Below are 26,173 nucleotides of genomic sequence, written 5' to 3' on the forward strand. Positions count from 1 at the left end.
CCACCGTCTCGTCCGGCGTCGCGTCCCGGGGCTCCGGAACAACCGGCCCGGTGGGCGTGGAGAGAGGGGGCGGCGGCGTGATGGGGAACGCCGGGGGCCCGGCCGCGGCGGCCGGAGGCGCCCCCGCGGACACGACCGGCGTCACCGGCATCACCGGCGGCGGCCCGAACGCGCCGACCGACGGAGTGCTGAACCCCACAAGGCCGGACGGCTGCTCCCCCGCCCCCTCCAGATTCAGCAGCTGTACGGCACTTCGCCCCACCTGCTCGACCAGCGCCCCCGGCAGCCACCCCGCCGTCACCAGCCGGGCCGCCCCCTCGGGAGCCAGCCGCCGGGCCAGCTCGCCCGGAGCCGGCCGTTCCTGCGGCGACTTGGCGAGGCAGGTCTCCACGACGTCCCGCAACTCACCGCTCAGCGAGCCGAGTTCGGGCTGCTCGTGGACGACCTTGTAGAGGAGCGAGGCCGAGGAGTCCCCGGGGAAGGGCGGCGCCCCCGTGGCCGCGTACGCGAGCACCGCGCCCAGGGAGAAGACGTCCGCCGCGCCCGAGATGCCCTTGCTGAGGATCTGCTCGGGCGCCATGTAGCCGGGGGACCCGATCGAGACCCCCGTGGAGGTCAGGGACGCGGTGCCGTCCGTGGCCCGGGCGATGCCGAAGTCGATGAGGAGCGGGCCGTCGACGGTGAGCAGGACGTTGGAGGGCTTCACGTCCCGGTGGACGAGCCCCAGGTCGTGCACGGCCGCCAGCGCCTCGGCGAGGCCGGCCCCCAGCACCCGTACGGAGTGCTCGGGCAGCGGGCCGCCGTCGGTGACCGCCGAGGCCAGCGACGGACCCGCCGCGTACCCCGTGGCCACCCATGGCACCGCGGCCTCCGGGTCGGCGTCCAGGACCGGCGCGGTCCACGCCCCGCCGACCCTGCGCGCCGCGTCCACCTCGCGCCGGAAGCGGGCCCGGAACTCCTCGTCGAGCGCGAAGTGCGGGTGCACGATCTTCACCGCGACGGTGCGGCCCCCGGCGCTGCGGCCGAGGTAGACCCGGCCCATGCCGCCGGACCCGAGCCGGCCGAGCAGCCGGTAGGGACCCACGGCGGTGGGCTCGTCGACTCCCAGCGGCTGCATACCGGCCTCCCCCATAAGGTTCAGATGCAGGTTAGGGCTGAAGCAGTTCCACCTTCACGTCCCCGGGGAAACCCGTCGTGGGCCCCACCCGGCGGGCGAACTCCGTGACGGCCGCGAGCTGGGGGCCGCCGAAGCGGAAGTCCAGGGTCGTGAAGTACTTCTCCAGGACCTCCTCGTCGAAGGCCTCCCAGCGGGCCGCCTGTTCGGCGACCTTGCCGACCTCCTCCAGGGAGAGGTTGCGGGAGGCGAGGAACGCCTCGTGGACCTTGCGGGTGATGACAGGCTCGCGCTCCAGGTAGTCCCGGCGGGCGGCCCAGACGGCGAAGACGAACGGCAGCCCGGTCCACTCCTTCCAGAGCGCGCCGAGGTCGTGCACCTGGAGGCCGAACTTCGGCCCGTCGAGGAGGTTCGCCCGCAGCGCCGCGTCTCCGATGAGTACGGCCGCCTCCGCCTCCTGCATCATCAGACTGAGGTCGGGCGGGCAGGTGTAGTAGTCGGGCCGGACGCCGTAGCGCTCGGCGAGGAGGAGCTGGGCGAGGCGGACCGAGGTGCGCGAGGTCGACCCGAGGGCCACCCTGGCGCCGTCCAGCTCGTCCAGCGGGACCTGCGAGACGATGACGCAGGACATGACCGGGCCGTCGCAGCCGACGGCGATGTCGGGGAAGGCGACCAGGTCGTCCGCGTTCTTGAGGAACTCGACGAGGGTGATGGGGCCGATGTCGAGGTCTCCCTGCACCAGCTTCTCGCTGAGCTTCTCCGGGGTGTCCTTCGTGAGCTCGAAGTCGAGGAGCGTGCCCGTCCTCGCGAGCCCCCAGTACAGGGGCAGGCAGTTCAGGAACTGGATGTGGCCGACGCGCGGCCGGGTGCGAGAATTGTCCACATCGCGACAGTAGACCCCTTGGGGTACGCTTCGAACTTCGGCCCCCGAGGTCAACCTCTCCGCGATCTTCAAACATCCGGGTGACGTGATCTTGGCCTCTATTGCTTTCGGCTGCCCGCGTGCTAGGCTCGCCGCAAGTTGCAGTTTGGTTTCCCTTGCAGTACAGAGCCTGCGGAGCATGTAACCGCGGGCTCTAGTCGTTTTCAGACGTATGCAGTTGTGCGGCACTGTTTTCACACTTGCAGGTTCTGGAGCAGGGCAACCCTTTTGGGCCCAAGGAGGGCTTATGGCTACCGGAACCGTGAAGTGGTTCAACGCCGAAAAGGGCTTTGGCTTCATCGCCCAGGAGGGCGGCGGCCCCGACGTCTTCGTCCACTACTCCGCGATCAACGCGAGCGGCTTCCGTTCGCTGGAGGAGAACCAGCAGGTCTCCTTCGACGTGACGCAGGGCCCGAAGGGCCCGCAGGCGGAGAACGTCACCCCCGTCTGAGCGATCCCGTCTCCGAGGCTCTCCAGCCTCTGATCCGGACCTGAAAGCAGTACCCAAGGAGCCCCGCGCCGCACGGCAGCGGGGCTCCTGCCTTTGGGCTCCTGCCTTTGGGCTCCTGCCTTTGCGCGCACGGATTCACACGTGCTGCATGACGAGCACGAAGGTCGTCCCGGGGGCGAGCGCCTCGTACGAGTGGGCCACGTCCCCGCGGTAGGTCATGTAGTCGCCGGGATCCAGCTCGGCCTCCTCCCCCGCCGGTCCCGCCTTCACCCGCCCACTGCTCACGATCAGGTGCTCCACGGTCCCCGGAATGTGCGGCTCCGACTCCCGTACGGCCCCCGGCTCGGCCCGCAGGTGGTAGATGTCCCGGCGCGCCCCGGGCGGGCTCGCGGAGAGCAGCGTGGCCGCGTACTCGGCCTTCTCGGAGGCCACGGTCGGCCCCTGCCCCGCCCTGATCACCCGGACGGACGCCGTCGGCGGCTCCACCAGCGCACTGAAGGGCACCCCGAGTGCCACGCCCAGCGCCCACAGGGTCTCCACGCTCGGGTTCCCGCTCGCCGCCTCCAGCTGGGACAGCGTGGACTTGGCGATCCCGGCGCGCTTGGCCAGCTCGGAGAGGGAGAGCCCGGCGCGGGCGCGTTCCCGCTTGAGCGAGGCGGCGATCCAGTCCAGGGGGAGCCGGGGCGGGGCGCTGTCGGACATGTCGTTCGCTCCATCGGTACGATCGTTCGCCTTGACGAACAGAATGCCTACCGTCCACTGTAGTGAACATGCGTACGGCAGAGCGAACGGCCTTGGTCCGTGACAGTGCGCTCGTGTGGCTCGCGAGCGGGGTCGTGGGCGTGTCCTTCGGCGCGATCGCCGTGACCGGGGGCCTTCCGGTGTGGGTGCCGGTGGTGATGTCCCTGGTGGTGTACGCGGGCTCGGCCCAGTTCAGCGCGGTGGGCGTGCTGCTGGCCGGGGGCGGCCCGTTCGCCGCGGCGGTCACCGGGCTGCTCCTGAACACCCGTACGGCGGCCTACGGCCTGGCCGTCGCCGGCGTCCTGGGCCCGGGCCGGGTGTCCCGCCTCCTCGGCGCCCACCTCGTCACCGACGAGACGGTGGCCTTCGCCCTCGCCCAGCCCGACCCGGCCCGCCGCCGCGCCGCCTTCTGGATCTCGGGGCTCGGCCTGTTCGCCGTCTGGAACACCGGTGTGCTGCTGGGCGCGCTGGCGGGCGGCGCCCTGGGCGACACCGGCACATACGGCCTGGACGCCGCGTTCCCGGCCGTCCTCGTCGCCCTGGTCCTGCCGACCTTGCGCACGGATGCGGCCGTACGACGGTCCGCGCTGCTCGGCGCCGCCCTGGCCCTGGCGGTCACCCCGGCGGTCCCGGCCGGGGTGCCGGTGCTGGTGGCACTGGCCGGGCTGGTCCTGCACGGCGGCAGGAGGCCGGCATGAGCCCCACGGTCGCCATGATCCTGACGCTTGCGGTGGGCACGTACGCCTTCCGGCTGGTCGGCCCGGTACTGCACGGGCGGGTCGCCGTCCCGCCGCGGGTCCAGGAACTGCTGTCGGCGGGCGCGATCGTCCTGCTAGTGGCCCTGCTGGCGACCGGTTCCCTGACGGAGGGGGACGGGTTCGCGGGGTGGGCGCGACCGGCGGGGGTGCTGGTGGGGGCGGTGCTGGCGTGGCGCCGGGCTCCGTTCGTGGTGGTGGTGCTGGGGGCGGCGGCCGCGGCCGCGGTGCTGCGGGCTGCCGGGGTCGGGTGAGTGTCAGTGGGGGCCGCTAGGGTCCCCGGCCATGACCGACACCGACTTCGTGACCGCGACCCGGACGTTCTACGACTCCGTCGCCGAGGACTACGCCGAGCAGTTCAAGGGGGTGCTCACCGTCAGTCCCCTGGACCGGGTCCTGCTGGCCGGGTTCGCCGAGCTGGTGGGGGACGGCGGACAGGTCGCCGACCTGGGGTGCGGGCCCGGGCGGATCACCGCGCATCTCGCCTCGCTCGGGCTGTCCGTCTTCGGGCTCGACCTGTCGGAGTCGATGCTCGCCATCGCTCGCAGGGAGAACCCGGGGCTGCGGTTCGAGCAGGGGTCGATGCTGGCACTGGACCTGCCGGACGGGGCGCTCACCGGTGCCGTCTCCTGGTACTCGTCCATCCACACCCCTGTGGACGAACTCCCGCGCCTGTTCGCCGAGTTCCACCGGGTGCTCGCACCGGGCGGACATCTCCTCGTCGCCTTCCAGGCCGGCGACAAGGACCGGCACCACGACCGCCCCTGGGGACGCCCCGTCTCCCTGACCTTCCTGAGGCGGCAGCCGGAGCGAATCGCCGCACTGCTCCGGGCGGCCGGCTTCGCGCTCGTCTCGCAGACGGTGCGCGAACCCGGCCCCGAGGAGGTGTCCCAGCAGGCGTTCCTGATCGCCCGCCGCCCCTAGAGCCCCGCGATGTCCCGGGCCGCGATGTACCCGAACGTCATCGCCGGGCCGATCGTCGAGCCCGCGCCCGCGTAGCTGTGGCCCATGACCGCCGCGCTCGCGTTTCCGGCCGCGTACAGGCCCGGGATCGCCGAGCCGTCCGGGCGCAGGACGCGGGCGCGGGCGTCGGTGCGCAGACCGCCCTTGGTGCCGAGGTCGCCCGGGACGATCCGGAAGGCGTAGTACGGGGGCAGCCACAGGGGCGCGAGGCAGGAGTTGGGGAGGACCGCGGGGTCCGTGTAGTAGTGGTCGTAGGCGCTGTCGCCGCGTCCGAAGTCCGTGTCGTCGCCCTTGAGCGCCAGGGAGTTGAAGCGGTCCACGGTGGCGCGCAGGGCGGCCCCGGGGACGCCGATGGAGCCGGCCAGGGCGTCGACCGTCCACGCCTTGTGCGCGGCGCCCGAGCTGTACCAGTCGGCGGGCAGGACGAAGGTCGGCGCGATGTCCCTGAAGAGGTACCGGTTGCGGTAGTTCTGGTCGACGATCAGCCAGGACGGGATGTCCGGGTCGGTCGGATTGCGCTCGTACATGGTGTGGACGACATCGCTGTAGGGGGCGGCCTCGTTGACGTACCGCCGCCCGGCCGCGTTGACGATGAGGCCGCCGGGGAGGGTGCGTTCGGCGAGGCAGAAGTACGGCTCGTCGGGGAGCGGGATCGCCGGTCCCCACCAGGCGTCGTCCATGAGGGCGACATCGGCGCCGAGCCGCTGTCCGGCCCGGATGCCGTCCCCGGTGTTCTCCTTCGCGCCGACCGTCCATGACGTGCCGATGGGCTGCTGTTGGTACTGGTTCCGCATGGCCGCGTTGTGCTCGAAGCCGCCGGAGCCGACGATCACGCCCCGCCGGGCCCGGTAGAGGCCGCCCGGGGTGACCGCTCCGGTGACCGTGCCGTTCTCGACGTACAGCTCGGTGAGGGGCGTGTTGAGGCGGACGGGCACGCCCGCGTCCAGGAGGCCCTTCCTGAGGCCGGCCGCCAGGGACTGGCCCATGGTGAGCGGGGTCTGCCCGAGCAGGGCCGCCTTCGTGCCGCGCGCCAGGCACTCGGCGGCCACGGCGGCGCCCTTGACGCTGACGGCGGACAGGGCGAGCCACTTGTAGTCGGCGCTGAACACCACCAGCCCGGCGGGGACGTCGAGGTACGGCGGGTTCAGGCGGGCGAGCTCGGCGCCGAGGATCTTGCCGTCGAGCTGGTCCGGCTCGATGGAGCGGCCGTTCGGGAGACCGCCCGGGAGCTCGGGGTAGTAGTCGCTGTACCCCTCCATCCAGCGGAAGCGCAGCGGGCTGTTGGCCATGACGAAGGAGATCATGGCGGGGCCGTTGGCGAGGAAGGCCTGCTGCCGGGCGGCGGGGACGTCCGGGCCCACGACGGCGGCGAGGTAGGTGGCCGCCTTGGCCGGGGTGTCGGGGACACCGGCGGCCAGGATGACGGGGTTGTTGGGGATCCAGATCCCGGCACCGGAACGGGCGGCGGACCCGCCGAAGGTGGGCGCCTTCTCCAGCACCACGGTGCTCAGTCCCTGCTTGGCTGCGGTGAGCGCGGCCGTCATCCCGGCGGCCCCGGACCCGATGACGACGACGTCGTAGGTCCCGGCCGTCGGCAGGTCGGCGGCGCTGGCGCCCTGCTGCACCCCGGCGGCGACGGCCAGACCCGCACCGGAGGCCAGCAGATGTCTTCGGGTCACGCTCATGGTCGGGTCCCCCTGCGGTCGGTATGGACGAAGAGGTCCGGAACGTCGCGCGAGGGTCTTGAGAAGTCAAGGGGTGTGCGGTCCCGGCTCGTGGGAACCGTGGGAAGGGCCTGCCTGCCCGCATCATCCGCCCGGAGGTCGCTGACGATGGTGGATCCGACGGTGCTGCCGGGCTACATGGCCGTGATCCTGCTCTTCCTCGGCCCTCCTGGTCCGGACATGGCCTACATGCTCGCGGTGGGCCTCGAAGGCGGTCGCCGGTCCGCGGTGAAGGCCATCCTCGGCATCGGGACCGGCATGAGCGTCTACGCCGCCGCCGTCGTCGCGGGCATGGGGGAGATCGCCCGGTCGCACCCGTCGGTCCTGGACACGGTCCGGATTCTGGGCGCGGTGTATCTGCTGTGGCTGGCCTTCGTGACGCTGCGTCATGCGCGGCGGGCGATCAGCGGGCACGGCGAGGTGCGGGCGGGTCGCTGGTATCTGCGCGGCGTTCTGGTCAGCATCACCAACCCGAAGATCATTCTCTTCTACCTCGCGGTGCTCCCGCAGTTCATCGGAAGGGCGGAGAACCCGGCCTTGCAGATGGCGGTCCTGGGAGCGATCAACATCCTGATGGAGATGCTGCTCTACGGCTGCGTCGGAGTCATGGCCGGGTTCTTCCAGGCCCGCCTGGCCGGCTCGACCGGAGCCACGGCGGTGCTGAACTACATCGCGTGCGGCGTCTACGTGGTGCTGGCCGGGGTCATCACCGGCGAGATGCTGCTGGCTTGACACCGCACCGCCCGGCAGGAAGAAGACGCTTCAGGGCGGGCAAGGGTCGTAAGGGGCTGCTGAGGTAGATCCCGGCAGCCCCGTACGCCCTACGCCTCCTTGTGCCCCAGCAGTACGTCGACCCCCTCTGCGCTGCCGTTCACCGTCACCGGCGTGGCCACCGGCGGGTAGCCGCTGGCGATCACCGTGTACTGGTCGCTCGCGAGGTCGGTGAAGGCGTAGCCGCCGTCCACGCTGGTCGTGCGGGTGCCGACGACATTGCCGGCCGCGTCGATCAGGGTGACCCGCGCGTCGTCCAGGGCACGGCCGTCCGGGGCGCGGACGGTACCGCGCAGGGTCGCCGCGACGGTGAGCGCGATGTCGCAGCGGGCGGTGTCGGCGGTGACGGTGGCGGGCAGCGCCGTGGGGCGGTGGCCGGGGGCGCTGACGCTGAGCGTGTACTCGCCGGGCGGCAGGTCGGCGATGAGGTATCCGCCGTCCGTCCCCGAGGTGATGGAGGCCGTCACGTCACCGTGCTGGTCGGTGGCCACCACCAGCGCGCCGGGCAGGGCCTCGCCGTCGCCGCCGCGCACGGTCCCGGCCAGGCCGCCGGGGCTCGGCAGGATCACCAGGTCGTGGGAGACGGGTGCGCCGTGCACGCTCAGTGTGACGACCTGCGGCTGTTGGCCGGGCGCCGAGCCGATGAGGACCAGGCTGCCGCGCTCGGCGGTGTCCAGCGCGTAGCTGCCGTCCTCGCGCGAGGTGGCGCGGGCCAGTTGGCGGCCCGAGGTGTCCAGCAGGGTGAGCGCGGTGCGGGGCACGGGGGCGCCGGTGCCGTCGCGCACCTGGCCGCGGATGAGGGCCGCGGTGGTGTCCACGGCGGGCTGGGCGACCGTGGGGGCGGCGGGCGCCCCAGCCGCCACCTCGGGCGTGGCCTCCGTCTCCGGTGCGGTCGCCGTCTTCGGTACGGCCTTCTTCTTCGCCCGGAACAGCAGCACCGTGATGAGCACGCCGACCGCGAAGAAGGCCGCCGACCACCAGTAGGCGACCTCGTAGCTGTGCAGCGCCGCGTTCGCCTTGACCAGCGGGTCGGACAGATGGTCCTCGGCGTAGTGCGTGGCGGCGGTGGCGGCCAGGGTGTTCAGCAGCGCGGTGCTGATCGAACCGCCCACCTGCTGCGTGGTGTTGAGGGCGGCCGAGGCCACGCCCTGGTCGTGCGCCTCCACCCCGAGGGTGGCGTAGCTCATCGCCGCGGGCATCGACATGCCGAGCCCCGCGCCCAGCAGCAGGAGCGGCGGCAGGACATGGGCCGCGTAGCCGCTGTCGAGGCCGAGGCGGGTCAGCCAGACCATGCCGCCCGCGGCCACCAGCATGCCGACGGGTACGACGATCTTGGGGCCGATCCTCGGCACCAGCACGTTGGTGGACAGCTGCGCCATCACCATCAGCGCGCCCACCATCGGCAGGAAGGCCACGCCGTTCTTGACCGGCGAGTAGCCCAGCGTCGACTGGAGGTAGTAGGTCAGGAAGAGGAAGACGCCGAACATCCCGGCGGAGGAGATGAGGATGGTCGACAGGGCGGCGGCGCGGTCCCGGCCGGCGAGCACCCGCAGCGGCAGCACCGGGTGCTTCGCGCGGGCCTGCCAGAGGAAGAACGCCACCAGCAGGACCCCGCCCGCGGCAAGGAAGCCCCAGGTCATCCAGTTGTCCCAGTCGTGCGTCTCCGCGTTGGCGAAGCCGTAGACGACACCGAACAGGCCGCCGGAGACCAGGATCACGCCCGGGATGTCGAGCCGGGGCCGCTCGGCCGGCACCGAGCGGCCGATGAAGGCGACCGCGCCGACCAGTGCGAGGACGGCGATGACGTCGTTGACGTACAGCGTCCAGCGCCAGTCCAGGTACTCGGTGAGCAGCCCGCCGAGGACCAGGCCGACGGCGGCACCGGAGCCCGCGATGGCACCGAAGATGCCGAACGCCCTGGCGCGTTCCCTGGGTTCGGTGAAGGTCGTCGTCAGCAGGGACAGGGCCGCCGGGGCGAGCAGGGCGCCGAACAGGCCCTGGACCGCGCGGGCGACGACCAGCATGGTGAAGCCGTTCGCGGCACCGCCGACCGCGGAGGCCGCGGCGAAGCCCACGATGCCGATGATGAAGGTGGTCTTGCGGCCGAAGAGGTCGGCGAGCCGCCCGCCGAGCAGCAGCAGGCTGCCGAAGGCCAGGGAGTAGGCGGTGACGATCCACTGCCTGCCGTTGTTGTCGAAGCCCAGGTCCTGCTGGGCGGACGGCAGCGCGATGTTCACGATCGTCGCGTCGAGCACGACCATGAGCTGGGCGAGGCCGATCACGGCCAGCGCCCACCACCGGTGTTTCGACGGGGCGGAGGTGGCGCCGGAGGGCACGGCCTGGGCGGTGGCTGCCGGAATGGCTTCCACGATGGTGCTCCCCTCATGGGGCTCGGATTGCTCGGACCACCCGATACCGGTCCGAAACCGTTTCGTACACCAAACCTAGGTCACCGTCGCGGCGCGCCGCAAACGTCTCCATGAGGTCTACACCTACCGGCGCTCAGCGCTCGTACAGCCCTTCGATCTCCGCCGCGAAGTCCCGCATGACCGCCTCCCGGCGCAGCTTCATCGACGGCGTCAGATGGCCCGCCGCCTCCGTGAAGTCCGTGGCCAGGACGGTGAAGCGGCGGATCGACTCCGGGCGCGAGACGAGCTTGTTCGCCTCGTCCACGGCTCGTTGCAGGACGACACGCAACTCCTCGTCGTCGACGAGGAGTTCGGCCGGGACGGGGTGCTTGCCGTTCATCTGGCGCCAGTGGTTGACGCCGTCCATGTCGAGGCTGATCAACGCCGAGATGTAGGGGCGGCGGTCGCCGAGGACCATGCACTGGGAGATCAGCGGATGGGAGCGCAGCCAGTTCTCCAGCGGGGCCGGAGCGACGTTCTTGCCGCCCGCCGTGATCAGGATCTCCTTCTTGCGGCCGGTGATCGTCAGATAGCCCTCGTCGTCCAGCTGTCCGATGTCGCCGGTCGGGAACCAGCCGTCGGCGGAGGCGGGGGCCACCCCCTCGCCGTAGGGGTCCCAGTAGCCGCGGAACACCTGGCCGCCGTACAGCAGGATCTCGCCGTCGGCCGCGATCCGGATCCGGGTGCCCGGGATGGGCCAGCCGACCGTGCCGAGGCGGGGCTTGAGGGGCGGGGTGCAGGTCGCGGCCCCGGTCGACTCGGTCAGGCCGTAGCCCTCGTAGATCTCCATGCCCGCGCCCGCGTAGAACGCGGCGAGGCGGCGGCCGAGCGGGGAGCCGCCGGAGATGATGTGCCGGATCCGGCCGCCCATGGCGTTGCGGATACGGCGGTACACCAGCGGGTCGTAGAAGGTGCGGGCCGCCTTCAGGGCCGCGCCGGGTCCTGAGCCGGTGCCCGCGTGGCGGGACTCCATCGCCTCGCCGTAGCGGACGGCGACATTGGTCGCGCGGTCGAAGACGGTGACCCGGCCGCCGCTCTCCGCCTTGGCGCGGGCGTTGTTGAAGACCTTCTCCAGCATGTAGGGGATCACGAGGAGGAAGGTCGGCTTGAAGCTGCCCAGGTCGGCCAGCAGGTCCTCGGCCTGGAGGCTGGGCGCGTGGCCGAGGCGGACGCGGGCGCGGACGCAGGCGACGGCGACCATCCGGCCGAAGACGTGCGAGATGGGCAGGAAGAGCAGGGTCGCGAGATCCGCCTCGTCCGACTTCGACTTGAAGACCGGGTAGAGGAGTTCGATCGCGTTGTCGACCTCGGCGAGGAAGTTGCCGTGGCTGAGCACACAGCCCTTGGGGCGGCCGGTGGTGCCCGAGGTGTAGACGACGGTGGCGACGGTGGCCGGGCCCAGCATGCCGCGCCGTACGCCGATCTCCTGGTCCGGGACGGCCTGGCCCAGCTCGGCGAGGCGCTCCACATGCCCCTTCTCGATGATCCACATGTGCCGCAGGTCCGGGAGCCGGCTGAGCTCCGGACCGAGGGCGGCGGCCTGCGCGGCGGTCTCGGTCACCAGGGCGACCGCGCCGGAGTCCTGGAGGATGAACCGGGTCTGGAAGACCGAGGAGGTCGGATAGACGGGGACCGTCACCAGGCCCGCGGCCCAGGCGGCGAAGTCGAGGAGCGTCCACTCGTAGGTCGTACGGGCCATGATGGCGACCCGGTCACCCGGCATCAGGCCCTCGGAGATCAGGCCCTTGGCCAGGGCCAGCACCTGCTGGGCGAACTCCGCCGCCGTCAGGTCGACCCAGCTGCCGTCGTCGGTACGGCGGCTCATCACCCGCTGCTCCGGTGCCGTCTCGGCGTTGTCGAAGGGCAGGTCGGCCAGCGAGCCGTGGGTCAGCGGCGGGACCAGCGGCGGCACCGACACCTCGCGGACCTCACCGTCCAGCCGCACGATCTCGGGTTCCACGAGCACGGGGGCGCCGTCGTAGTCGTGTCCGGACACGTACGAGAGGGACATGGTCAGCTCCTGGGACGTGCAGCTCGGTACCGCTCCTGCATGAGGTACGCAGGGGACGTACCGGGGCGTTCACCCGCGAGTGCGCCGGGAAGGGTTACCGGGGGTAGAACGGTGATCCTAAGTGTCTCAAGTGGCGAGTCTGTGCGGGTTCGTTGATGGTCCGGAGCCGGGACTGTGCAACCTCGACCGCAAAGTGAGGCTTTGTCAGCTGTCGGCCCCTACGGCCGCTCCAGAATCGCCGTCACTCCCTGACCGCCCGCCGCGCAGACCGAGATCAGCCCGCGGCCCGGCCCCTCCCGCTCGGCCAGCAGCCTGGCGAGCGTGGCCACGATCCGGGCGCCGGTCGCGGCGAAGGGGTGACCGGTGGCCAGGGAGGATCCGGCGACGTTGAGACGGGCGCGGTCCACGGGGCCCAGCCCCTCCTTCTCCCAGGCCGCGAGGGTCGCGAGGACCTGGGAGGCGAAGGCCTCGTGGATCTCGATCAGGTCGAAGTCGTCGAGGCCGAGACCCGCCCGCTCCAGCATCCGCGGGACGGCGTGAGCGGGGGCCATCAGCAGCCCGTCCTCGCCGTCGACGAAGTCCACGGCCGCCGTCTCGTACGCCGTGAGGTAGGCCTGCACCTGAAGGCCGCGTGCCTGCGCCCACTCCTCCGACGCCAGCAGGACGACCGCGGCACCGTCCGTGAGCGGGGTCGAATTCCCGGCGGTCATGGTGGGGTTGGGGTCCTTGAGGCCGAACACGGGCTTGAGCGCGGCGAGTTTCTCGGGCGTGGAGTCGGGGCGCAGATTCTGGTCGCGGGCCAGGCCGCGGAAGGGGACCACCAACTCCCGGAAGAAGTCCCGCTCGTAGGCCGCGGCCAGCCGCTGGTGACTCGTCGCCGCCAGCTCGTCCTGCGCCTCCCGGGGCACTCCCCAGGCGGCGGCGGTGACGGCGGCGTGCTCCCCCATCGACAGTCCGGTGCGGGGCTCGGCGTTGCGCGGGATGTCGGGGACGAGATGGCCGGGCCGGATGCGCGCGAGCGCCTTCAGCCGGGCACCGGCCGACTTCGCCCGCCGGGCCTCCAGCAGGATGCGGCGCAGCTCGTCGTTGACGCCGAGCGGTGCGTCGCTCGCGGTGTCGGCGCCGCCCGCGATCGCGGACTCGGTCTGCCCCAGCGCGATCTTGTTGGCGGCGGCGATGACGGCCTGGAGCCCGGTGCCGCAGGCCTGCTGGATGTCGTACGCCGGGGTGCGCGGGTCCAGCTGTGAGCCGAGGACGGTCTCGCGGGCGAGGTTGAAGTCCCGGCTGTGCTTGAGGACGGCGCCGGCGACGAACTCGCCCACGGCCCCCGGCTCCTGGAGCCCGTGCCGCTCGACGAGGGCGTCGAGGGCGGCGGTGAGCATCTCCTGGTTGGAGGCGGTGGCGTACGGGCCGTCGGAGCGGGCGAAGGGGACACGTGTCCCGGCGACGACCGCCACCCGGCGGACCTCCGGATTCAGGAGGCTCATCTCCACCAGCTCCTCACCTCTCACGACGGCTTACCTACGGTAACCTTACTCCAGAGTAAGGAATCTGCGACCGACCCGGGAGATGGACATGGCCGACCGCTATCTGAGCTTCACCGGTACCGCGCCGGGCCGGTTCCTCACCCGCAGACTCGGCCTTCCGCAACCGGTGGAGCTGCGGCGGTGGGCGAAGGGTGCCGAGGGGTTCGAGGGCGGGGTGCTGGTCCTCACGGCGGGGAAGTCACAGCTGTCGGGACTGGAGTTGGGCTCACTGGACTTCGGCTCTCCCGAGGGCGCGCCCGCCGGAGTCCTCCTGGACGCCACCGGGGTGCGGGACGTCGAGGACCTGGCGGAGGTCCACGCGGCCCTGCACCCGGTCGTGCGGTCGGTCGCCGCGAGCGGGCGGGTCGTCGTCCTGGGGGCACCGCTCTCGTCGGCCGACCATCACCAGGCCGCGGCCCAGCAGGCGTTGGAGGGCTTCACACGCTCGCTCGGCAAGGAGATCGGGCGGGGCAGAACGGTCAACCTGGTCCGGCTGACGGACGTGTCCGCGGCCGAGTCGACGCTGCGGTTCCTGCTCTCCCCCAAGTCCGCCTACGTCAGCGGTCAGGTGATCGAGGTCGGCGAGGCGGCCGAGGACACCGAGGTCGACTGGTCGTTGCCGCTCGGTGGGCGGACGGCCCTGGTGACCGGCGGTGCGCGCGGCATCGGCGCGGCGGTCGCCGAGACGCTGGCGAGGGACGGGGCGCGGGTGGTCGTACTCGATGTGCCGGGGGCTTCGGCGGACGCGGAGCGGTTGGCCGCGCGGCTCGGGGGTCGGGCGCTCACGCTGGACATCACGGCCGCCGACGCGGGCGAGCGGATCGCCGAGGCGGTGCCCGAGGGGCTGGACGTGCTGGTCCACAACGCGGGGATCACCCGGGACCGGCGGCTGGTCAACATGCCCGCCGAGCGCTGGAGTTCGGTGCTCGACGTCAACCTGGCGAGTGTGCTGCGCACGACGGACGCGCTGCTGGCGGCGGGTGCGCTGCGGCGGGGCGGGCGGATCGTCGCCACCGCCTCCATCGCGGGGCTCGCCGGGAACGCCGGGCAGACGAACTACGGCGCGAGCAAGGCGGGCGTGGTCGGGCTGGTGCGCTCCCTGGCACCCCGGGCGCTGGCGGAGCACGGCGTCACGGTGAACGCGGTGGCCCCCGGATTCATCGAGACCAGGATGACGGCGGCGGTCCCACTGTTCATCCGGGAGGCGGGCCGCCGGATGAACTCCCTGGCCCAGGGCGGGCTCCCGATCGACGTGGCCGAGACGACGGCCTGGCTGGCCCACCCCGCCTCCGGCGCGGTGAACGGCCAGGTCGTACGCGTGTGCGGCCAGAGCCTGCTGGGGGCGTGATGGAGACACGACCGGAGGACGGACGGGCCGACGGCTCGGGTGGGGGTTCGTCCCGCGAGGGTCCGCGGGTCGTTCTCGATCGGGCTCCCTCGCTCGCCCCGCTCCTCCTCATGGGTGCCCTGCGGTCTCCCTTCAAGCGGCCCTCCGCCTCCGCGGAGTTCCCCCGGGAGCGGCTCGTGTTGGGTGGGGTGCGGGTTGATCTCGGGCGGCTGGTCGCGTACGAGCGGGTGTGCGGGTTTCCGACCGGGGAGGACTCGCTGCCGGTGACGTATCCGCATGTGCTGGGGTTTCCGCCGGCGATGAGCCTGATGAGCCGGCCGGACTTCCCGCTGCCGCTGCTCGGGCTGGTGCACACGTCGATCGAGATCACCCGGTACCGCGAGCTGCCGGCGACCGGGACGTACGAACTCTCCGTGCGCGTCGACGGGTTGGCGCCGCACCGACGCGGTACGCAGGCCGCCGTGGTCACCGAGCTGCGGGTGGGCGAGGACGTCGTATGGGAGTCGGTGAGCACGTATCTCGCGCGGCACCGCGGCCCGGAGGCCGCCGGCCGGGAACGGGCGCCCGAGCGGGAGACGCACGAGCCGCTGCCCGGCGTCGACGAGTGGCGGCTGGCCGGGGACATCGGACGGCGTTACGCCGCCGCGTCCGGCGACCGCAACCCGATCCACCTGTACCCGCTCACGGCCCGCCTCTTCGGCTTCAAGAGGGCCATCGCGCACGGCATGTGGACCGCGGCCCGCTGCCTCGCGGCCCACGGCACCCCCCAGGCGGTGCGGGTCCGGGCGGAGTTCAGGGCCCCGGTGCTGCTGCCGGGCACGGTGACGTACGCGGCGAACGGCGAGCGGTTCGAGCTGTGCGGCGACGACCGCGTCCATGTGAGCGGAGGCGTCTACCCGCTGACCTGAAGCGGCGGGCCCTCGGCGGGGACGGCCGCGGGGACCCAGGGCCGGCCCTCCATGAGGTTTCCGAGACCGGCCCAGGCGAAGTTCATCAGCGTGGCCGCCGACTGCCGTGCCGTGACCCCCGGCGTCGCGTTGGCCCACGCGGCGAGGGACTCGGCGGCGCCCACGAGGGCCTCGGCCAGCCCGGCGACCTCCCGCTCGGGCAGATCGGGGTCGCGGTGCGCCTCCCGGGCCGCGACCACGATCAGCTGGGTCACGAACGCGACGATCTCCTCGCGCATCGCGGTGACCTCGGCGACGAACGCCTCACCGTGGATCCGGGCCTGGAGATGCAGCACGGACCAGCCGTGCGGGTGCTGCGAGGTGTGCGTGAAGAAGGCCAGCAGGCCGTCCCACAGCTGCCGGTCGACGGGCAGCTCGGTCCGCACCCCCGTCCGCACGGCCTCGGTGAGCGCGGCCGCCTCCCGGCGGATGCACGCGGTGAAGAGGTCTTCCTTGGAGTTCAGGTACAGATAGACCAACGGCTTGGACACCCCGGCGAGTTCGGCGATCTCGTCCATCGAGGCGGCCATGTACCCACGCTGCCCGAAGATCTCCACAGCGGCGTCCAGCATCTGCTGCTCCCGCACCGCGCGCGGCATCCGCTTGCTCTTCACGACACCCATGCCCAAAGCGTACGGTCATGTGGGCGCGGCAGCGCGGGCGTTGAGCTCAGGAGGTCTGCGGGGTCTGGCCCTGGGTGCGACCGGCCTCGTCGACCGTCTCGTCCTCCTGGCTGCGGTTGGCGTCCAGGTTGGCCTTCATGCGGTCGACCCGCTGGGCGACCTGGACGGAGGCGCGGTCGCGCTCCTTGCGCAGGACGACGAAGCTGATGGGGGCCGAGATCAGCAGGGAGAGCAGGACGACCCACATGCCGTTGGAGGCGCCGAGGCCGCGCGGGGCGAGGCCGGCGTAGACGAGGCCCCAGACGACCACGAGGCAGCCCACGAAGATCCCGAGGCGCATCAGCGTGTAGCGGAGCATGTCATTCCAGTCTTCCGGTTCAAAAACGGGCCACCGTCCAGTGAAGCACGCCGGGCACCCGATCTTCGACGGGGGTCAGCCCAGCGGCAGCAGCATGATCACGTCGTCGCGGTCGTCCCCGGGGGCGACGCGGATCGCGCCGGGTATGCGGCCGACCTCCTTGTAGCCGCAGGAGCCGTAGAAACGCTCCAGGCCGAGGCCACCGCGACAGGTGAGCCGTATCGCCTCGATGCCGTCGATCCCGCGGGCCGCCTCCGCGGCGGCGCCGAGCAGGTCCCGGCCGTAGCCCCTGCCCTGGTGGCGCGGGTGCACCATCACGGTGTAGAGCCACAGCCAGTGGGTCATCAGCCGGTGGGTGTTGAAGGAGAGGAACACGGCAGCGGCCACCCGGCCCTCCGCGTCCACTCCGACGAGCAGCCGCGTCCGCCCCTCCGCCATCGCCACGAAGTGCTTCACCAGCTCGGGCCGTATCGCCTCCCGCTCCACGGGCGCGACGAACCCGACGGCACCGCCCGCGTTGCTGACGTCCGTCCACAGGTCGAGGATGCCGTCGCGGAGGGCGGGAGTGACGGCCGGGTCGAGAGTAAACGTAAGGGACACGGCAGCATCGTAAGCCTTACGACAATGCGCGCGCCGCCACCTCCAGATCCGCGACCAGCCCCCGGTACGCGCCCTCCCTGTCCTCGGCGCGCAGCACGGCCGACGGATGCACGGTCGGCACCAGCCGCTCCCGCCGACCGTGGATCTCCTCCTCCAGCACGGTCCCCCGCACCTGCGTGACCCGGAACGACGACCCGAGCAGCGCCTTCCCGGCGGTGGCCCCGAGCACGACGATCAGCTCCGGCTCGACAAGCTCCAGCTCCCTGGCGAGCCAGGGCCCGCAGGCCGCCATCTCCCGCAGACTCGGCGCCTTGTGGATCCGCCGTTTACGGGGCTCGGCCTGCGTGAACTTGAAGTGCTTCACGGCATTGGTGACATAGGCGTCCGCCGGTTCGATCCCGGCTTCCGCGAGCGCCCGGTCCAGCAGCTTCCCGGCGGGCCCCACGAACGGCTTCCCCTGCCGGTCCTCCTGATCCCCGGGCTGCTCCCCCACGAGCATCACGCGCGCGTGGGGGTCTCCGACCCCGAAGACGGTCTGAGTGGCGTCGCGATGGAGGGGACACCCGCGACAGCCGGCTGCGGCCTGGCGAAGAGCGGAAAGACCACCGCGCTCCGGGAGAAACGGTTCAGCGGTATAGGCATACTCGGGTGCCTGCGCAATCATGCGCCCCGAGTACCCACCTGAGGGGCGCGGGACCCTGACATTTGCGGCTCCGCCGCGTGGGCGCGACCAGCCCCCACGCACCCGCAGCCGAAAATCAGACCCGCATCGGCTGAGGAGCCTCCCGACGCCCCGCGTCAGGCCCGTCGTACTCGCGAATGATCTCGTACCGAGTGTTCCGCTCCACCGGCCGGAACCCCGCGTCCCGGATCAGGTCCAGCAGATCCTCACGCGTCAGCTTGTTCGGCGTGCCGTAGTTGTCCGCGTCGTGGGTGATCTTGTACTCGACCACCGACCCGTCCATGTCGTCCGCGCCGTGCTGCAACGCCAGCTGCGCGGTCTGGACGCCGTGCATGACCCAGAAGACCTTGACGTGCGGGACGTTGTCGAACAGCAGCCGGGAGACCGCGAAGGTCTTCAGCGCCTCCGCGCCGGTCGCCATCTGGGTACGGGCCTGCAACCTGTTGCGGACCTTGCCGTCCTTCACGTCCACGAAGTCGTGCTGGTAGCGCAGCGGGATGAAGACCTGGAAGCCGCCGGTCTCGTCCTGGAGCTCACGCAGACGCAGGACGTGGTCCACCCGGTGCCGCGGCTCCTCGATGTGGCCGTACAGCATGGTGCTCGGGGTCTTCAGCCCCTTCTCGTGCGCCAGGCGGTGGATCCGGGACCAGTCCTCCCAGTGGGTGCGGTGGTCCACGATGTGCTGGCGGACCTCCCAGTCGAAGATCTCCGCGCCACCGCCGGTCAGCGACTCCAGACCGGCGTCGATCAGCTCGTCGAGGATCTCGGAGGCGGACAGCCCGGAGATCGTCTCGAAGTGGTGGATCTCCGTCGCCGTGAAGGCCTTCAGGGAGACGTCCGGGAGAGCGGCCTTGAGCTCGCGCAGCGACCGCGGGTAGTAGCGCCACGGCAGGTTCGGGTGCAGGCCGTTGACGATGTGCAGCTCGGTGAGGTTCTCGCCCTCCATCGCCTTGGCGAGCTTCACCGCCTCCTCGATGCGCATCGTGTACGCGTCCTTCTCCCCCGGCTTGCGCTGGAAGGAGCAGTAGGCGCAGGACGCCGTGCACACGTTGGTCATGTTGAGGTGGCGGTTGACGTTGAAGTGGACGACGTCGCCGTTCTTCCGCGTCCGCACCTCGTGCGCGAGTCCGCCCAGCCACGCCAGGTCGTCCGACTCGTACAGCGCGATGCCGTCCTCACGGGTCAGGCGCTCACCGGCCCTGACCTTCTCCTCCAGCTCGCGCTTGAGCCCGACGTCCATGCGACACCCTTTCTACGACGACCTGTCCCACCGTACGTCTACGCCTCTTCGGGCAGCTCTCCGACCCGGTTCTCCCACTTCGTGGAGAGCACGATCGTGGTACGCGTCCGGGAGACGCCCTTGGTCCCGGACAGCCGCCGGATGGTCTTCTCCAGGCCGTCCACGTCGGATGCCCGCACCTTCAGCATGTACGAGTCGTCGCCCGCGATGAACCAGCAGTCCTCGATCTCGGTGAGGTCCCGCAGCCGCCGCGCCACGTCCTCGTGGTCGGCCGCGTCGGACAGCGAGATGCCGATCAGGGCGATCACGCCGAGGCCGAGCGAGGCGGCGTCGACCGTGGCGCGGTAACCGGTGATGACCCCGGCCGCCTCCAGCCGGTTGATGCGGTCGGTGACGCTGGGTCCCGACAGACCGACGAGGCGCCCCAGCTCCGCGTACGAGGCCCGGCCGTTCTCCCTCAGGGCCTGGATGAGCTGCCTGTCCACCGCGTCCATGCGATCGATGCCTTCCGCTGAAAAAGTTCCTGAAAGTGCTGAGAGGTACTGCGACTTGCCCTGTGGCCCGGTGCCCCCGTCAGTCGGCGCTGCCGCCGCCCAGCTCGCCCCGCCAGCGCCGGTACAGCCCATGCTCGACGCCCGCCGCGTCCAGCACCCGCCCGGCGACGAAGTCCACCAGGTCCTGGATGTGGGTGGCGCCCGCGTAGAACCCCGGCGAGGCCGGGACCACGCTCGCGCCGGCGTCGTCCAGCGAGACGAGGTGGCGGAGGGTCTGCCCGTTCAGGGGTGTCTCCCGTACCGCCACGACCAGCGGTCGACGCTCCTTCAGTGTGACGCTCGCCGCGCGCTGGAGCAGATCCTTCGACAGGCCGAGGGCGACGCCCGCGACGCAGGCCGTGGAGGCCGGCACGATGAGCATCCCCTTCGAGGGGTACGACCCCGAGGACGGCCCGGCGGCCAGGTCCCCGGCGTTCCAGTACCGGACCGCGTCGAGGTCGACGTCGAAGGCGGCCGGCTTGCCGTCGGCGCCGGCGGCCAGCCATTCCCGCAGGTCCTCGCGCCAGTGGGCGTCCCGGAAGGAGATGCCGGTCTCGTCGAGCAGCGTGAGCCGCGAGGCCCGGGAGACCACGAGGTCGACGCTCTCCCCGGCGGCGAGGAGCGCGCGCAGCACGGACGCGGCATACGGGGTGCCGGAGGCGCCGGACACCCCTACGATCCAAGGCGTACGCCGTGTCTCTCCTGGCTTGACTGGGTTCACACCCCCGAGCCTATCCGGCGGCGCAGGGTGGGAACCGGTCAAGGGGGCCGGGCGTTCTTCTCAGGGGGAAGGGGTGGCCATGACGGGCAGGGAACTGGAGTGGTCGCGCGGCGATCGGGCGAAGGCCGCGGCCAAGCTCATGCTGGGCTGGGTCGCGCTGCTGTGGCTGCTGGAAGTGGTGGACGTGGCGAGCGGCCACGCGCTGGACAGCCTCGGCATCACCCCGCGCACCCCGTCGGAGCTGATCGACGTCGTGCCGGCCGCGTTCATCCACTTCGGCTTCGCTCATGTGGCCGCGAACAGCGTCCCGCTGCTGGTGATGGGGTTCCTGGCGGCCCTCGGCGGCATCCGGCGCTTCGCGATGGTCTGCGCGGCGATCATCGTGGCCGACGGCCTCGGCGTCTGGCTCATAGCCCCGGCCCACACCAACACGGCGGGCGCGTCCGGCCTGATCTTCGGCCTCTTCGGCTACCTGGTGGTGACGGGCTTCGTGGAGCGCCGCCCGCTGGGCGTCCTGGCCGGCCTGCTGGTGGCGGCGGTCTGGGGCACCTCGATCCTGATGGGCCTGGCCCCCACCCAGTCGGGCGTCAGCTGGCAGGCCCACCTGCTGGGCCTCGCGGCGGGCGTGGGAGCGGCGTTCGTGTTCCGACGCCGGGCGGGCCGAGAGGTGGCTCAGGCCTGAGGCCGGGCTTTCGGGTCGACGGGGAGCCGAGAGGTGGGGACCGTCAGCTTGCCGAGGGGGGAGTCGAGGGTCAGATCGGGACCGTAGGGGATGGTGTCGCGGCCTCGGTATCCCTCGGGTCCGGGATTCCACATGGCGACGGCGTGGCCCCGCAGCGGGTCGAGGATCACATAGTTGGCGATGCCTTGGGAGGCATACCGGCGTGGCTTGATCTCGTAGTCACGACGCACGCTCTCCGGCGACACCACTTCAGCTACGAACTCGATCAGATCAGCGGGGTAGAAGCTTCGGTTCTCGGCTTCCGCCTCGGCGGGGATGACGGCGATGTCCGGGCAGAACTCGTTCGCGTCGTCAAAGGGGAACGCCACGTCACTCACCAGCGCCCACTCCGCTGACAGCTGGCTCTCAAGACTGGCTGACACCCTGAGGATCGTCTTCCCGTGGAACGGCCTGACCGGGTTCATCACGATGCTGCCCTCGACAATCTCCGTCAGATAGCCGGGGAACATGTCCTCCAGCTTGCTGAGCTGCGAGTGCAGGCGGTCGATGCCCGAGACGGTCACGCTGGCCTCCCTGGGGTCCTGCACTCGATGGTAGGCGGCACCGTGGTCACACGGTCAGGCCCCGAACCAAGAGATCAAGCAGCGCGCACCCGAACAGGGCGATTCCGATGAATCCGTTGACGCTGAAGAACGCCCTGTTCAGCCGGGACAGGTCATGCGGGCGCACGATCGAGTGCTCGTACACGAACGCGCCCGCGACGATCATCAGCCCCACCCAGAAGAACCCACCCGCGTCCGTGGCGACGGCGTACCAGACGAGCAGGGACATCGTGAGGACGTGACAGACCCGCGCCCCCCAGATCGCCGCCGGGATGCCGAACCGCGCCGGCACCGACATGACACCGATCTCCCGGTCCGTCTCCACGTCCTGGCAGGCGTAGATCAGATCGAACCCACCGATCCAGATGCCGACGGCGAGACCGAGGATCACCGCGTCCCAGGACCAGGACCCGGTGACGGCGAGCCAGCCGCCGACCGGCCCCATCGCCTGGGCGAGCCCGAGGATGGCCTGCGGGAAGTTCGTGAACCGCTTGCCGTACGGATAGACCACCATCGGGATCACCGCGACGGGAGCGAGCGCCAGGCACAGCGGGTTGAGCAGGGCCGCCGAGCCGAGGAACACCACCACCGCGACCAGCGCCCCGGTCCAGGCGTGCTTGACCGACATCGCCCCGGTGACCAGCTCCCGCTGCGCCGTGCGCGGATTGCGGGCGTCGATCTCCCGGTCGATGATCCGGTTGACGGCCATCGCGAAGGTCCGCAGACCGACCATGCAGATCGTCACCAGAAGCAGCCGCCCCCAGTGGATGTTCTTGTCCCACTCGAACATCGCGGTCAGCGCGGCGATGTACGCGAAGGGCAGCGCGAAGACCGAGTGCTCGATCATCACGAGCCGGAGGAAGGCTTTCGTGCGTCCCGGTTGCGGGATCGCGGCGGATGCGGAACTCACTGAGAACCTCCGAAGCTGCCCCGGCCTTCAGACCGGGGAGGGAACAAACTCCTGCGACGCAGGCCGGGGAAAGGCGAATCTCCGTCATGGTGACCCGCCCTCCGGCGCGGTGGCTGAGCGCTCGCCGTCCAAGCGGTACACGATCTCGGAATTGAGGGACCGGCGGGCGGATTTGGCCTGGGCAACCAGCCAGGCGTGTAGGTCGGCAGGGAGCCTGAGCGTGATTCGCACTTCATCAGTCACGCTCCGTATGCTAGTGGTAGCGTGGTGTCATGACGACACCACGCGCGAGGGACGGTGCAGGGCACGCCCGGTACGCCTACCGGCTGCGCGTGTCGTCGACCGCCCACTCGGCACTGCTGACCGAATGGGACCGCTGCCGGTGGATCTGGAACGAGTGCGTCGCCCGCTCCAAAAAGGCCCACCGCATCGAGGAGAAATGCGGCCCCGCCCAGCTGGACAAGATGCTGACCCAGGCCCGCGCCGTCACTCCGTGGCTGGCCGAAGGCAGCTCGGTACCGCAGCAGCAGCTCATCCGCGACTTCGGCAAGTCCCGAGCGAAGGCGCTGAAGGACATCAAGGACCGCCGACCGCAACGGCAGCGGGCCGGTATGCCGAAGTGCAAGAAAAAGCGCGAGGCCGCCCCCACCCTCAACTACACGCGGCGCGGCTTCCGGTTGAAGGACGGACGCCTGCACCTCGCGGGCGGCATCGTCCTGACCGTGGTGTGGTCGCGGGATCTTCCCGCCGATCCGTCCAGTGTGCGTGTGTACCGGGACAGTCTCGGGCACTGGTACGCCTCGTTCGTCGTCCCCGCGGAAGTCCAGTCCCTCCCCTCCGCCGGAGGGGTGATCGGCGTGGACTGGGGCGTGCGCGAGACCGCGACCACCACCAGTGAGGCCCACGACCTCCCCCATGCCGAACATGGCAGGAAGGCCAAGGCCAAGCTGACCCGGTACGACCGGATGATGGCCCGCCGTAAACCCGCCAAAGGGCAGTCGGCCTCGAAGGGCTATCGCACGGCGAAGAAGCTGCGGGCGAAGACGTACGCGAAGATCGCCCGTCAACGGCAGGACGCCGCCCGCAAGTGGGCCAAGCGCGTCGTGACCGACCACGACATCATCGCCGTGGAGGACTTCCGTCCGAAGTTCCTCGCCAAGACGCACATGGCGCGCAAAGCCGCCGACGCGACAATCGGCGCCACCAAGAAGGCTTTGCTGGACATGGGCCGCAAGCACGGGCGGGACGTCCGTCTGGTGCACCCCGCGCACACCACCATGGATTGCGCATCGTGCGGAGCGAGAACCAAGCACGCACTTCCTCTTTCGGAACGTACCTACACCTGCACCGCCTGCGGAGCCGTATCCCCCAGGGACAAGAACTCCGCCCGCGTCATGCTGGTCCGGGCTGGTCTGAACCCGGCTGGTGTCGAGGGCCCAAGACCTCCGGGAGCGTCGCTCCCGGAGGCAGCCTGAGCCAGGAATCCTCTCCCGACGAGAGAGGGGAGCAGTCAAAGTCCGTACTCCTTCCACCGGCGGTCGACCTTCGCCGCCGTCTCCGGGTCGGACAGGACCATCTCGGGCCAGCCGCCGTCCCGTGTGTAGCCCTCCTCGGGCCACTTCCGCGTCGCGTCGATGCCCGCCTTGCCGCCCCAGAACTGCTGGTAGGAGGCGTGGTCGAGGTGATCGACCGGTCCTTCGACGACCGAGAGGTCACGCGCGTAGTCGGTGTTGCCCAGCGCCCGCCAGGCGACCTCGTGCAGGTCGTGCACGTCGCAGTCCGCGTCGACGACCACGATCAGCTTGGTCAGGGACATCATGTGTGCCCCCCAGACCGCGTGCATCACCTTCTGCGCGTGCTTCGGGTACTTCTTGTCGATCGAGACGATCGCGCAGTTGTGGAAGCCGCCGGCCTCGGGCAGGTGGTAGTCCACGATGTCCGGCACGATGATCTTCAGCAACGGCAGGAAGAAACGCTCCGTCGCGCGGCCCAGCGGCCCGTCCTCCGTCGGCGGACGGCCCACGACGATCGACTGGAGCAGCGGCCGACGGCGCATGGTGACGCAGTCGATCCTCAGGGCCGGGAAGGGCTCCTGCGGGGTGTAGAACCCGGTGTGGTCCCCGAAGGGCCCCTCCGGCAGCATCTCCCCCGGCTCCAGCCAGCCCTCGATGACCACTTCGGCCTGCGCCGGCACCTGGAGCGGGACCGTCTTGCAGTCCACCATCTCGATCCGCTTGCCCGCGATGAACCCGGCGAAGAGGTACTCGTCGATGTCGCCGGGGAGCGGGGCCGTGGAGGCGTACGTCACCGCGGGCGGGCAGCCGAAGGCGATGGCGACCGGCAGCCGCTCACCGCGCCGGGCGGCCACCTGGTAGTGGTTGCGGCTGTCCTTGTGGATCTGCCAGTGCATGCCGATGGTGCGCTTGTCGTGGCGCTGGAGGCGGTACAGACCGAGGTTGCGGATCCCGGACTCCGGGTCCTTGGTGTGGGTCAGGCCCAGGTTGAAGAAGGACCCGCCGTCCTGCGGCCAGGTGAACAGGGCGGGCAGCTGGTCGAGGTCGACGTCGTCGCCGGTGAGGACGACCTCCTGGACCGGCGCCTCCTTGACCTTCTTCGGCGGCACATGGGTCATCGCGCCGAGCTTCCCGAAGGCCTCCCGCACCCCCACGAACCCCTGCGGCAGCTCGGGCCGCAGCAGCCCGCCGATCTTGTCGGAGATGTCGCCGTACGACTTCAGGCCCAGGGACTTCAGCAGCCGCCGGTCGGTCCCGAAGACGTTCATGGCGAGGGGCATGGCGGAGCCGCAGACGTTCTCGAAGAGGAGAGCCGGCCCGCCGGACTTCTGTACGCGGTCGACGATCTCCCCGACCTCCAGGTACGGGTCGACCTCGGCCTTGATCCGCTTGAGGTCTCCCTCGCGTTCCAGTGCCCTGAGCAGGGAGCGAAGATCGTCGTAAGCCATGGGGACAAGTATCCCCGAGCCGCTACCCTGACCCCGTCAGGGGCCTGTCACAGGCTCCACACAACGTTCCCTGGGGGGCCAAGAGCACATGTTCCGGCTGCTGATGTACCTGATCCCGCTGGCGCTGACGATCTACGCGTTCATCGACTGCCTCAACACCCCCGAGGACGAGGCCAAGCACCTGCCCAAGATCGCCTGGGTCTTCATCATCCTGCTGTTCTGGATCGTCGGCCCGATCGCGTGGCTGGCGGCGGGCAAGCTGCGCACACCGCCCGCGGGCGGCCGTACGCCCTCGGAGTGGCACCGCAACCACCGCATGGAGTACGTCGCCCCCGACGACAACCCCGAGTTCCTGAACTCCCTCAAGGCCGAGAACAAAAAGGACGAGGCCCTGCTGAAGGACTGGGAGGCGGACCTGCGCCGCCGCGAGGAGGAGCTGAAGCGCCGGGAGGCCGGCGAGGAGCCGAAGGGCGACTGACCGGGGCGGCCCCGCGGCGGACAAGCTGTACGTCGGCGAGGCTCCGGATGCGGACAATGCGCCTCTGTGCCCGAAGGCACCGGAACCGGACACTTGGCTCG

The 26,173-nt window shown here is 70.9% G+C and carries 28 protein-coding genes; 10 read left to right on the forward strand and 18 right to left on the reverse strand.

Going from position 1 to position 26,173, the window contains the following annotated elements; all coding sequences use genetic code 11:
- The coding region (locus ACFULQ_RS22950) for a serine/threonine-protein kinase (RefSeq protein ID WP_383546704.1) at positions 1–1,117 on the reverse strand (1,117 nt) is incomplete at its 3' end.
- 31 nt (positions 1,118–1,148) lie between these two features.
- Positions 1,149–1,997 (reverse strand): menaquinone biosynthetic enzyme MqnA/MqnD family protein, encoded by an 849-nt coding sequence (locus tag ACFULQ_RS22955; protein WP_383546706.1) that lies wholly within the window; start codon positions 1,995–1,997, stop codon positions 1,149–1,151.
- A gap of 286 nt (positions 1,998–2,283) precedes the next feature.
- Between ACFULQ_RS22955 and ACFULQ_RS22960 the strand changes: the two genes are divergently transcribed.
- Positions 2,284–2,487 (forward strand): cold-shock protein, encoded by a 204-nt coding sequence (locus ACFULQ_RS22960; RefSeq protein WP_003992177.1) that lies wholly within the window; start codon positions 2,284–2,286, stop codon positions 2,485–2,487.
- Between the two features lie 135 nt (positions 2,488–2,622).
- Here the strand turns inward: ACFULQ_RS22960 and ACFULQ_RS22965 are convergent, their stop codons facing one another.
- Positions 2,623–3,189 carry a helix-turn-helix domain-containing protein gene (locus ACFULQ_RS22965; RefSeq protein WP_383546708.1) on the reverse strand — a complete coding sequence of 189 codons (567 nt, stop codon included), beginning with the start codon at positions 3,187–3,189 and terminating at the stop codon, positions 2,623–2,625.
- Between the two features lie 68 nt (positions 3,190–3,257).
- On the opposite strand from ACFULQ_RS22965, the gene ACFULQ_RS22970 reads away from it, so the two are divergent.
- The 3 genes from ACFULQ_RS22970 to ACFULQ_RS22980 are packed head-to-tail and all read left to right on the forward strand — an operon-like array spanning position 3,258 to position 4,907.
- Positions 3,258–3,926: an AzlC family ABC transporter permease gene (locus ACFULQ_RS22970; protein WP_383546709.1), complete on the forward strand. Its 669-nt coding sequence runs from the start codon at positions 3,258–3,260 to the stop codon at positions 3,924–3,926.
- The gene (locus tag ACFULQ_RS22975; RefSeq protein ID WP_383546711.1) at positions 3,923–4,237 is read left to right on the forward strand and encodes an AzlD domain-containing protein; all 315 of its coding nucleotides are present in this window, start codon (positions 3,923–3,925) and stop codon (positions 4,235–4,237) included. Before ACFULQ_RS22970 ends, ACFULQ_RS22975 begins: the two co-directional genes overlap by 4 nt.
- Positions 4,238–4,268: 31 nt before the next feature.
- On the forward strand, positions 4,269–4,907 hold the full coding sequence (locus ACFULQ_RS22980; protein WP_383546713.1) for a class I SAM-dependent methyltransferase: 639 nt from the start codon (positions 4,269–4,271) through the stop codon (positions 4,905–4,907).
- Here ACFULQ_RS22980 and kstD read toward each other — a convergent pair.
- Positions 4,904–6,631, reverse strand: coding sequence for a 3-oxosteroid 1-dehydrogenase (gene kstD, locus ACFULQ_RS22985; protein WP_383546714.1), 1,728 nt, complete (start codon positions 6,629–6,631; stop codon positions 4,904–4,906). The genes ACFULQ_RS22980 and kstD overlap by 4 nt on opposite strands.
- 147 nt (positions 6,632–6,778) lie before the next feature.
- Here kstD and ACFULQ_RS22990 point away from each other — a divergent pair, with 147 nt between their 5' ends.
- Positions 6,779–7,402, forward strand: coding sequence for a LysE family translocator (locus ACFULQ_RS22990; protein WP_383546715.1), 624 nt, complete (start codon positions 6,779–6,781; stop codon positions 7,400–7,402).
- Between the two features lie 89 nt (positions 7,403–7,491).
- Here ACFULQ_RS22990 and ACFULQ_RS22995 read toward each other — a convergent pair whose 3' ends face one another.
- The 3 genes from ACFULQ_RS22995 to ACFULQ_RS23005 form a co-directional block, all read right to left on the reverse strand.
- The gene (locus ACFULQ_RS22995) at positions 7,492–9,810 is read right to left on the reverse strand and encodes an MFS transporter (protein ID WP_383546716.1); all 2,319 of its coding nucleotides are present in this window, start codon (positions 9,808–9,810) and stop codon (positions 7,492–7,494) included.
- 133 nt (positions 9,811–9,943) lie between these two features.
- On the reverse strand, positions 9,944–11,860 hold the full coding sequence (locus tag ACFULQ_RS23000) for an AMP-dependent synthetase/ligase (protein ID WP_383546717.1): 1,917 nt from the start codon (positions 11,858–11,860) through the stop codon (positions 9,944–9,946).
- Positions 11,861–12,078: 218 nt separating this feature from the next.
- A complete protein-coding gene (locus ACFULQ_RS23005; RefSeq protein ID WP_383546719.1) occupies positions 12,079–13,347 on the reverse strand; it encodes an acetyl-CoA C-acetyltransferase in 1,269 nt (422 codons plus the stop codon).
- Positions 13,348–13,435: 88 nt separating this feature from the next.
- On the opposite strand from ACFULQ_RS23005, the gene ACFULQ_RS23010 reads away from it, so the two are divergent.
- Both ACFULQ_RS23010 and ACFULQ_RS23015 read left to right on the forward strand, forming a co-directional pair.
- Positions 13,436–14,734 (forward strand): 3-oxoacyl-ACP reductase, encoded by a 1,299-nt coding sequence (locus ACFULQ_RS23010; RefSeq protein ID WP_383546720.1) that lies wholly within the window; start codon positions 13,436–13,438, stop codon positions 14,732–14,734.
- The gene (locus ACFULQ_RS23015; RefSeq protein ID WP_383546722.1) at positions 14,734–15,642 is read left to right on the forward strand and encodes a MaoC family dehydratase; all 909 of its coding nucleotides are present in this window, start codon (positions 14,734–14,736) and stop codon (positions 15,640–15,642) included. The genes ACFULQ_RS23010 and ACFULQ_RS23015 overlap by 1 nt, the downstream gene beginning before the upstream one ends.
- Here ACFULQ_RS23015 and ACFULQ_RS23020 read toward each other — a convergent pair.
- From ACFULQ_RS23020 to ACFULQ_RS23050, 7 genes are all read right to left on the reverse strand, one after another.
- Positions 15,627–16,304, reverse strand: a complete 678-nt coding sequence (locus tag ACFULQ_RS23020; protein WP_383546724.1) for a TetR/AcrR family transcriptional regulator — start codon at positions 16,302–16,304, stop codon at positions 15,627–15,629. The genes ACFULQ_RS23015 and ACFULQ_RS23020 overlap by 16 nt on opposite strands.
- Before the next feature lie 46 nt (positions 16,305–16,350).
- Positions 16,351–16,662: a DUF4229 domain-containing protein gene (locus tag ACFULQ_RS23025; RefSeq protein WP_383546726.1), complete on the reverse strand. Its 312-nt coding sequence runs from the start codon at positions 16,660–16,662 to the stop codon at positions 16,351–16,353.
- Positions 16,663–16,737: 75 nt separating this feature from the next.
- Complete coding sequence (locus ACFULQ_RS23030) at positions 16,738–17,262, reverse strand: GNAT family N-acetyltransferase (RefSeq protein ID WP_383546728.1); 525 nt, start codon at positions 17,260–17,262, stop codon at positions 16,738–16,740.
- A gap of 16 nt (positions 17,263–17,278) precedes the next feature.
- Positions 17,279–17,926, reverse strand: coding sequence for a UdgX family uracil-DNA binding protein (locus ACFULQ_RS23035; RefSeq protein ID WP_383546730.1), 648 nt, complete (start codon positions 17,924–17,926; stop codon positions 17,279–17,281).
- Between the two features lie 94 nt (positions 17,927–18,020).
- Positions 18,021–19,184, reverse strand: a complete 1,164-nt coding sequence (gene mqnE / locus ACFULQ_RS23040) for an aminofutalosine synthase MqnE (RefSeq protein WP_383546732.1) — start codon at positions 19,182–19,184, stop codon at positions 18,021–18,023.
- Between the two features lie 38 nt (positions 19,185–19,222).
- On the reverse strand, positions 19,223–19,678 hold the full coding sequence (locus ACFULQ_RS23045) for an Lrp/AsnC family transcriptional regulator (RefSeq protein ID WP_330265127.1): 456 nt from the start codon (positions 19,676–19,678) through the stop codon (positions 19,223–19,225).
- Positions 19,679–19,757: 79 nt separating this feature from the next.
- Entirely contained in the window at positions 19,758–20,438 is a 681-nt protein-coding gene (locus tag ACFULQ_RS23050; protein WP_383546734.1) for a UbiX family flavin prenyltransferase, read from the reverse strand.
- Positions 20,439–20,517: 79 nt separating this feature from the next.
- Here ACFULQ_RS23050 and ACFULQ_RS23055 point away from each other — a divergent pair, with 79 nt between their 5' ends.
- Positions 20,518–21,120, forward strand: a complete 603-nt coding sequence (locus ACFULQ_RS23055) for a rhomboid family intramembrane serine protease (RefSeq protein ID WP_383546736.1) — start codon at positions 20,518–20,520, stop codon at positions 21,118–21,120.
- Here ACFULQ_RS23055 and ACFULQ_RS23060 read toward each other — a convergent pair.
- The 3 genes from ACFULQ_RS23060 to ACFULQ_RS23070 all read right to left on the reverse strand — a co-directional run bounded on the left by ACFULQ_RS23060 (position 21,111) and on the right by ACFULQ_RS23070 (position 22,875).
- The gene (locus ACFULQ_RS23060) at positions 21,111–21,683 is read right to left on the reverse strand and encodes a Uma2 family endonuclease (protein WP_383546737.1); all 573 of its coding nucleotides are present in this window, start codon (positions 21,681–21,683) and stop codon (positions 21,111–21,113) included. The two genes, ACFULQ_RS23055 and ACFULQ_RS23060, sit on opposite strands and share 10 nt — an antisense overlap.
- Positions 21,684–21,729: 46 nt before the next feature.
- Complete coding sequence (gene mqnP, locus ACFULQ_RS23065) at positions 21,730–22,632, reverse strand: menaquinone biosynthesis prenyltransferase MqnP (RefSeq protein ID WP_383546738.1); 903 nt, start codon at positions 22,630–22,632, stop codon at positions 21,730–21,732.
- An 84-nt stretch (positions 22,633–22,716) separates the two neighbouring features.
- Positions 22,717–22,875 carry a toxin-antitoxin system HicB family antitoxin gene (locus ACFULQ_RS23070; RefSeq protein ID WP_383546740.1) on the reverse strand — a complete coding sequence of 53 codons (159 nt, stop codon included), beginning with the start codon at positions 22,873–22,875 and terminating at the stop codon, positions 22,717–22,719.
- A 29-nt stretch (positions 22,876–22,904) separates the two neighbouring features.
- Here ACFULQ_RS23070 and ACFULQ_RS23075 point away from each other — a divergent pair, with 29 nt between their 5' ends.
- Positions 22,905–24,107, forward strand: coding sequence for an RNA-guided endonuclease InsQ/TnpB family protein (locus ACFULQ_RS23075; protein WP_383546741.1), 1,203 nt, complete (start codon positions 22,905–22,907; stop codon positions 24,105–24,107).
- A 35-nt stretch (positions 24,108–24,142) separates the two neighbouring features.
- Here ACFULQ_RS23075 and ACFULQ_RS23080 read toward each other — a convergent pair whose 3' ends face one another.
- A complete protein-coding gene (locus ACFULQ_RS23080; RefSeq protein WP_383546743.1) occupies positions 24,143–25,594 on the reverse strand; it encodes a menaquinone biosynthesis decarboxylase in 1,452 nt (483 codons plus the stop codon).
- A gap of 88 nt (positions 25,595–25,682) precedes the next feature.
- Between ACFULQ_RS23080 and ACFULQ_RS23085 the strand changes: the two genes are divergently transcribed.
- Positions 25,683–26,072, forward strand: a complete 390-nt coding sequence (locus ACFULQ_RS23085) for a PLD nuclease N-terminal domain-containing protein (RefSeq protein WP_383546745.1) — start codon at positions 25,683–25,685, stop codon at positions 26,070–26,072.
- Positions 26,073–26,173: the final 101 nt, after the last annotated feature.

The sequence above is a fragment of the Streptomyces sp. NPDC057253 genome (assembly GCF_042669125.1).
Lineage (GTDB): Bacteria > Actinomycetota > Actinomycetes > Streptomycetales > Streptomycetaceae > Streptomyces.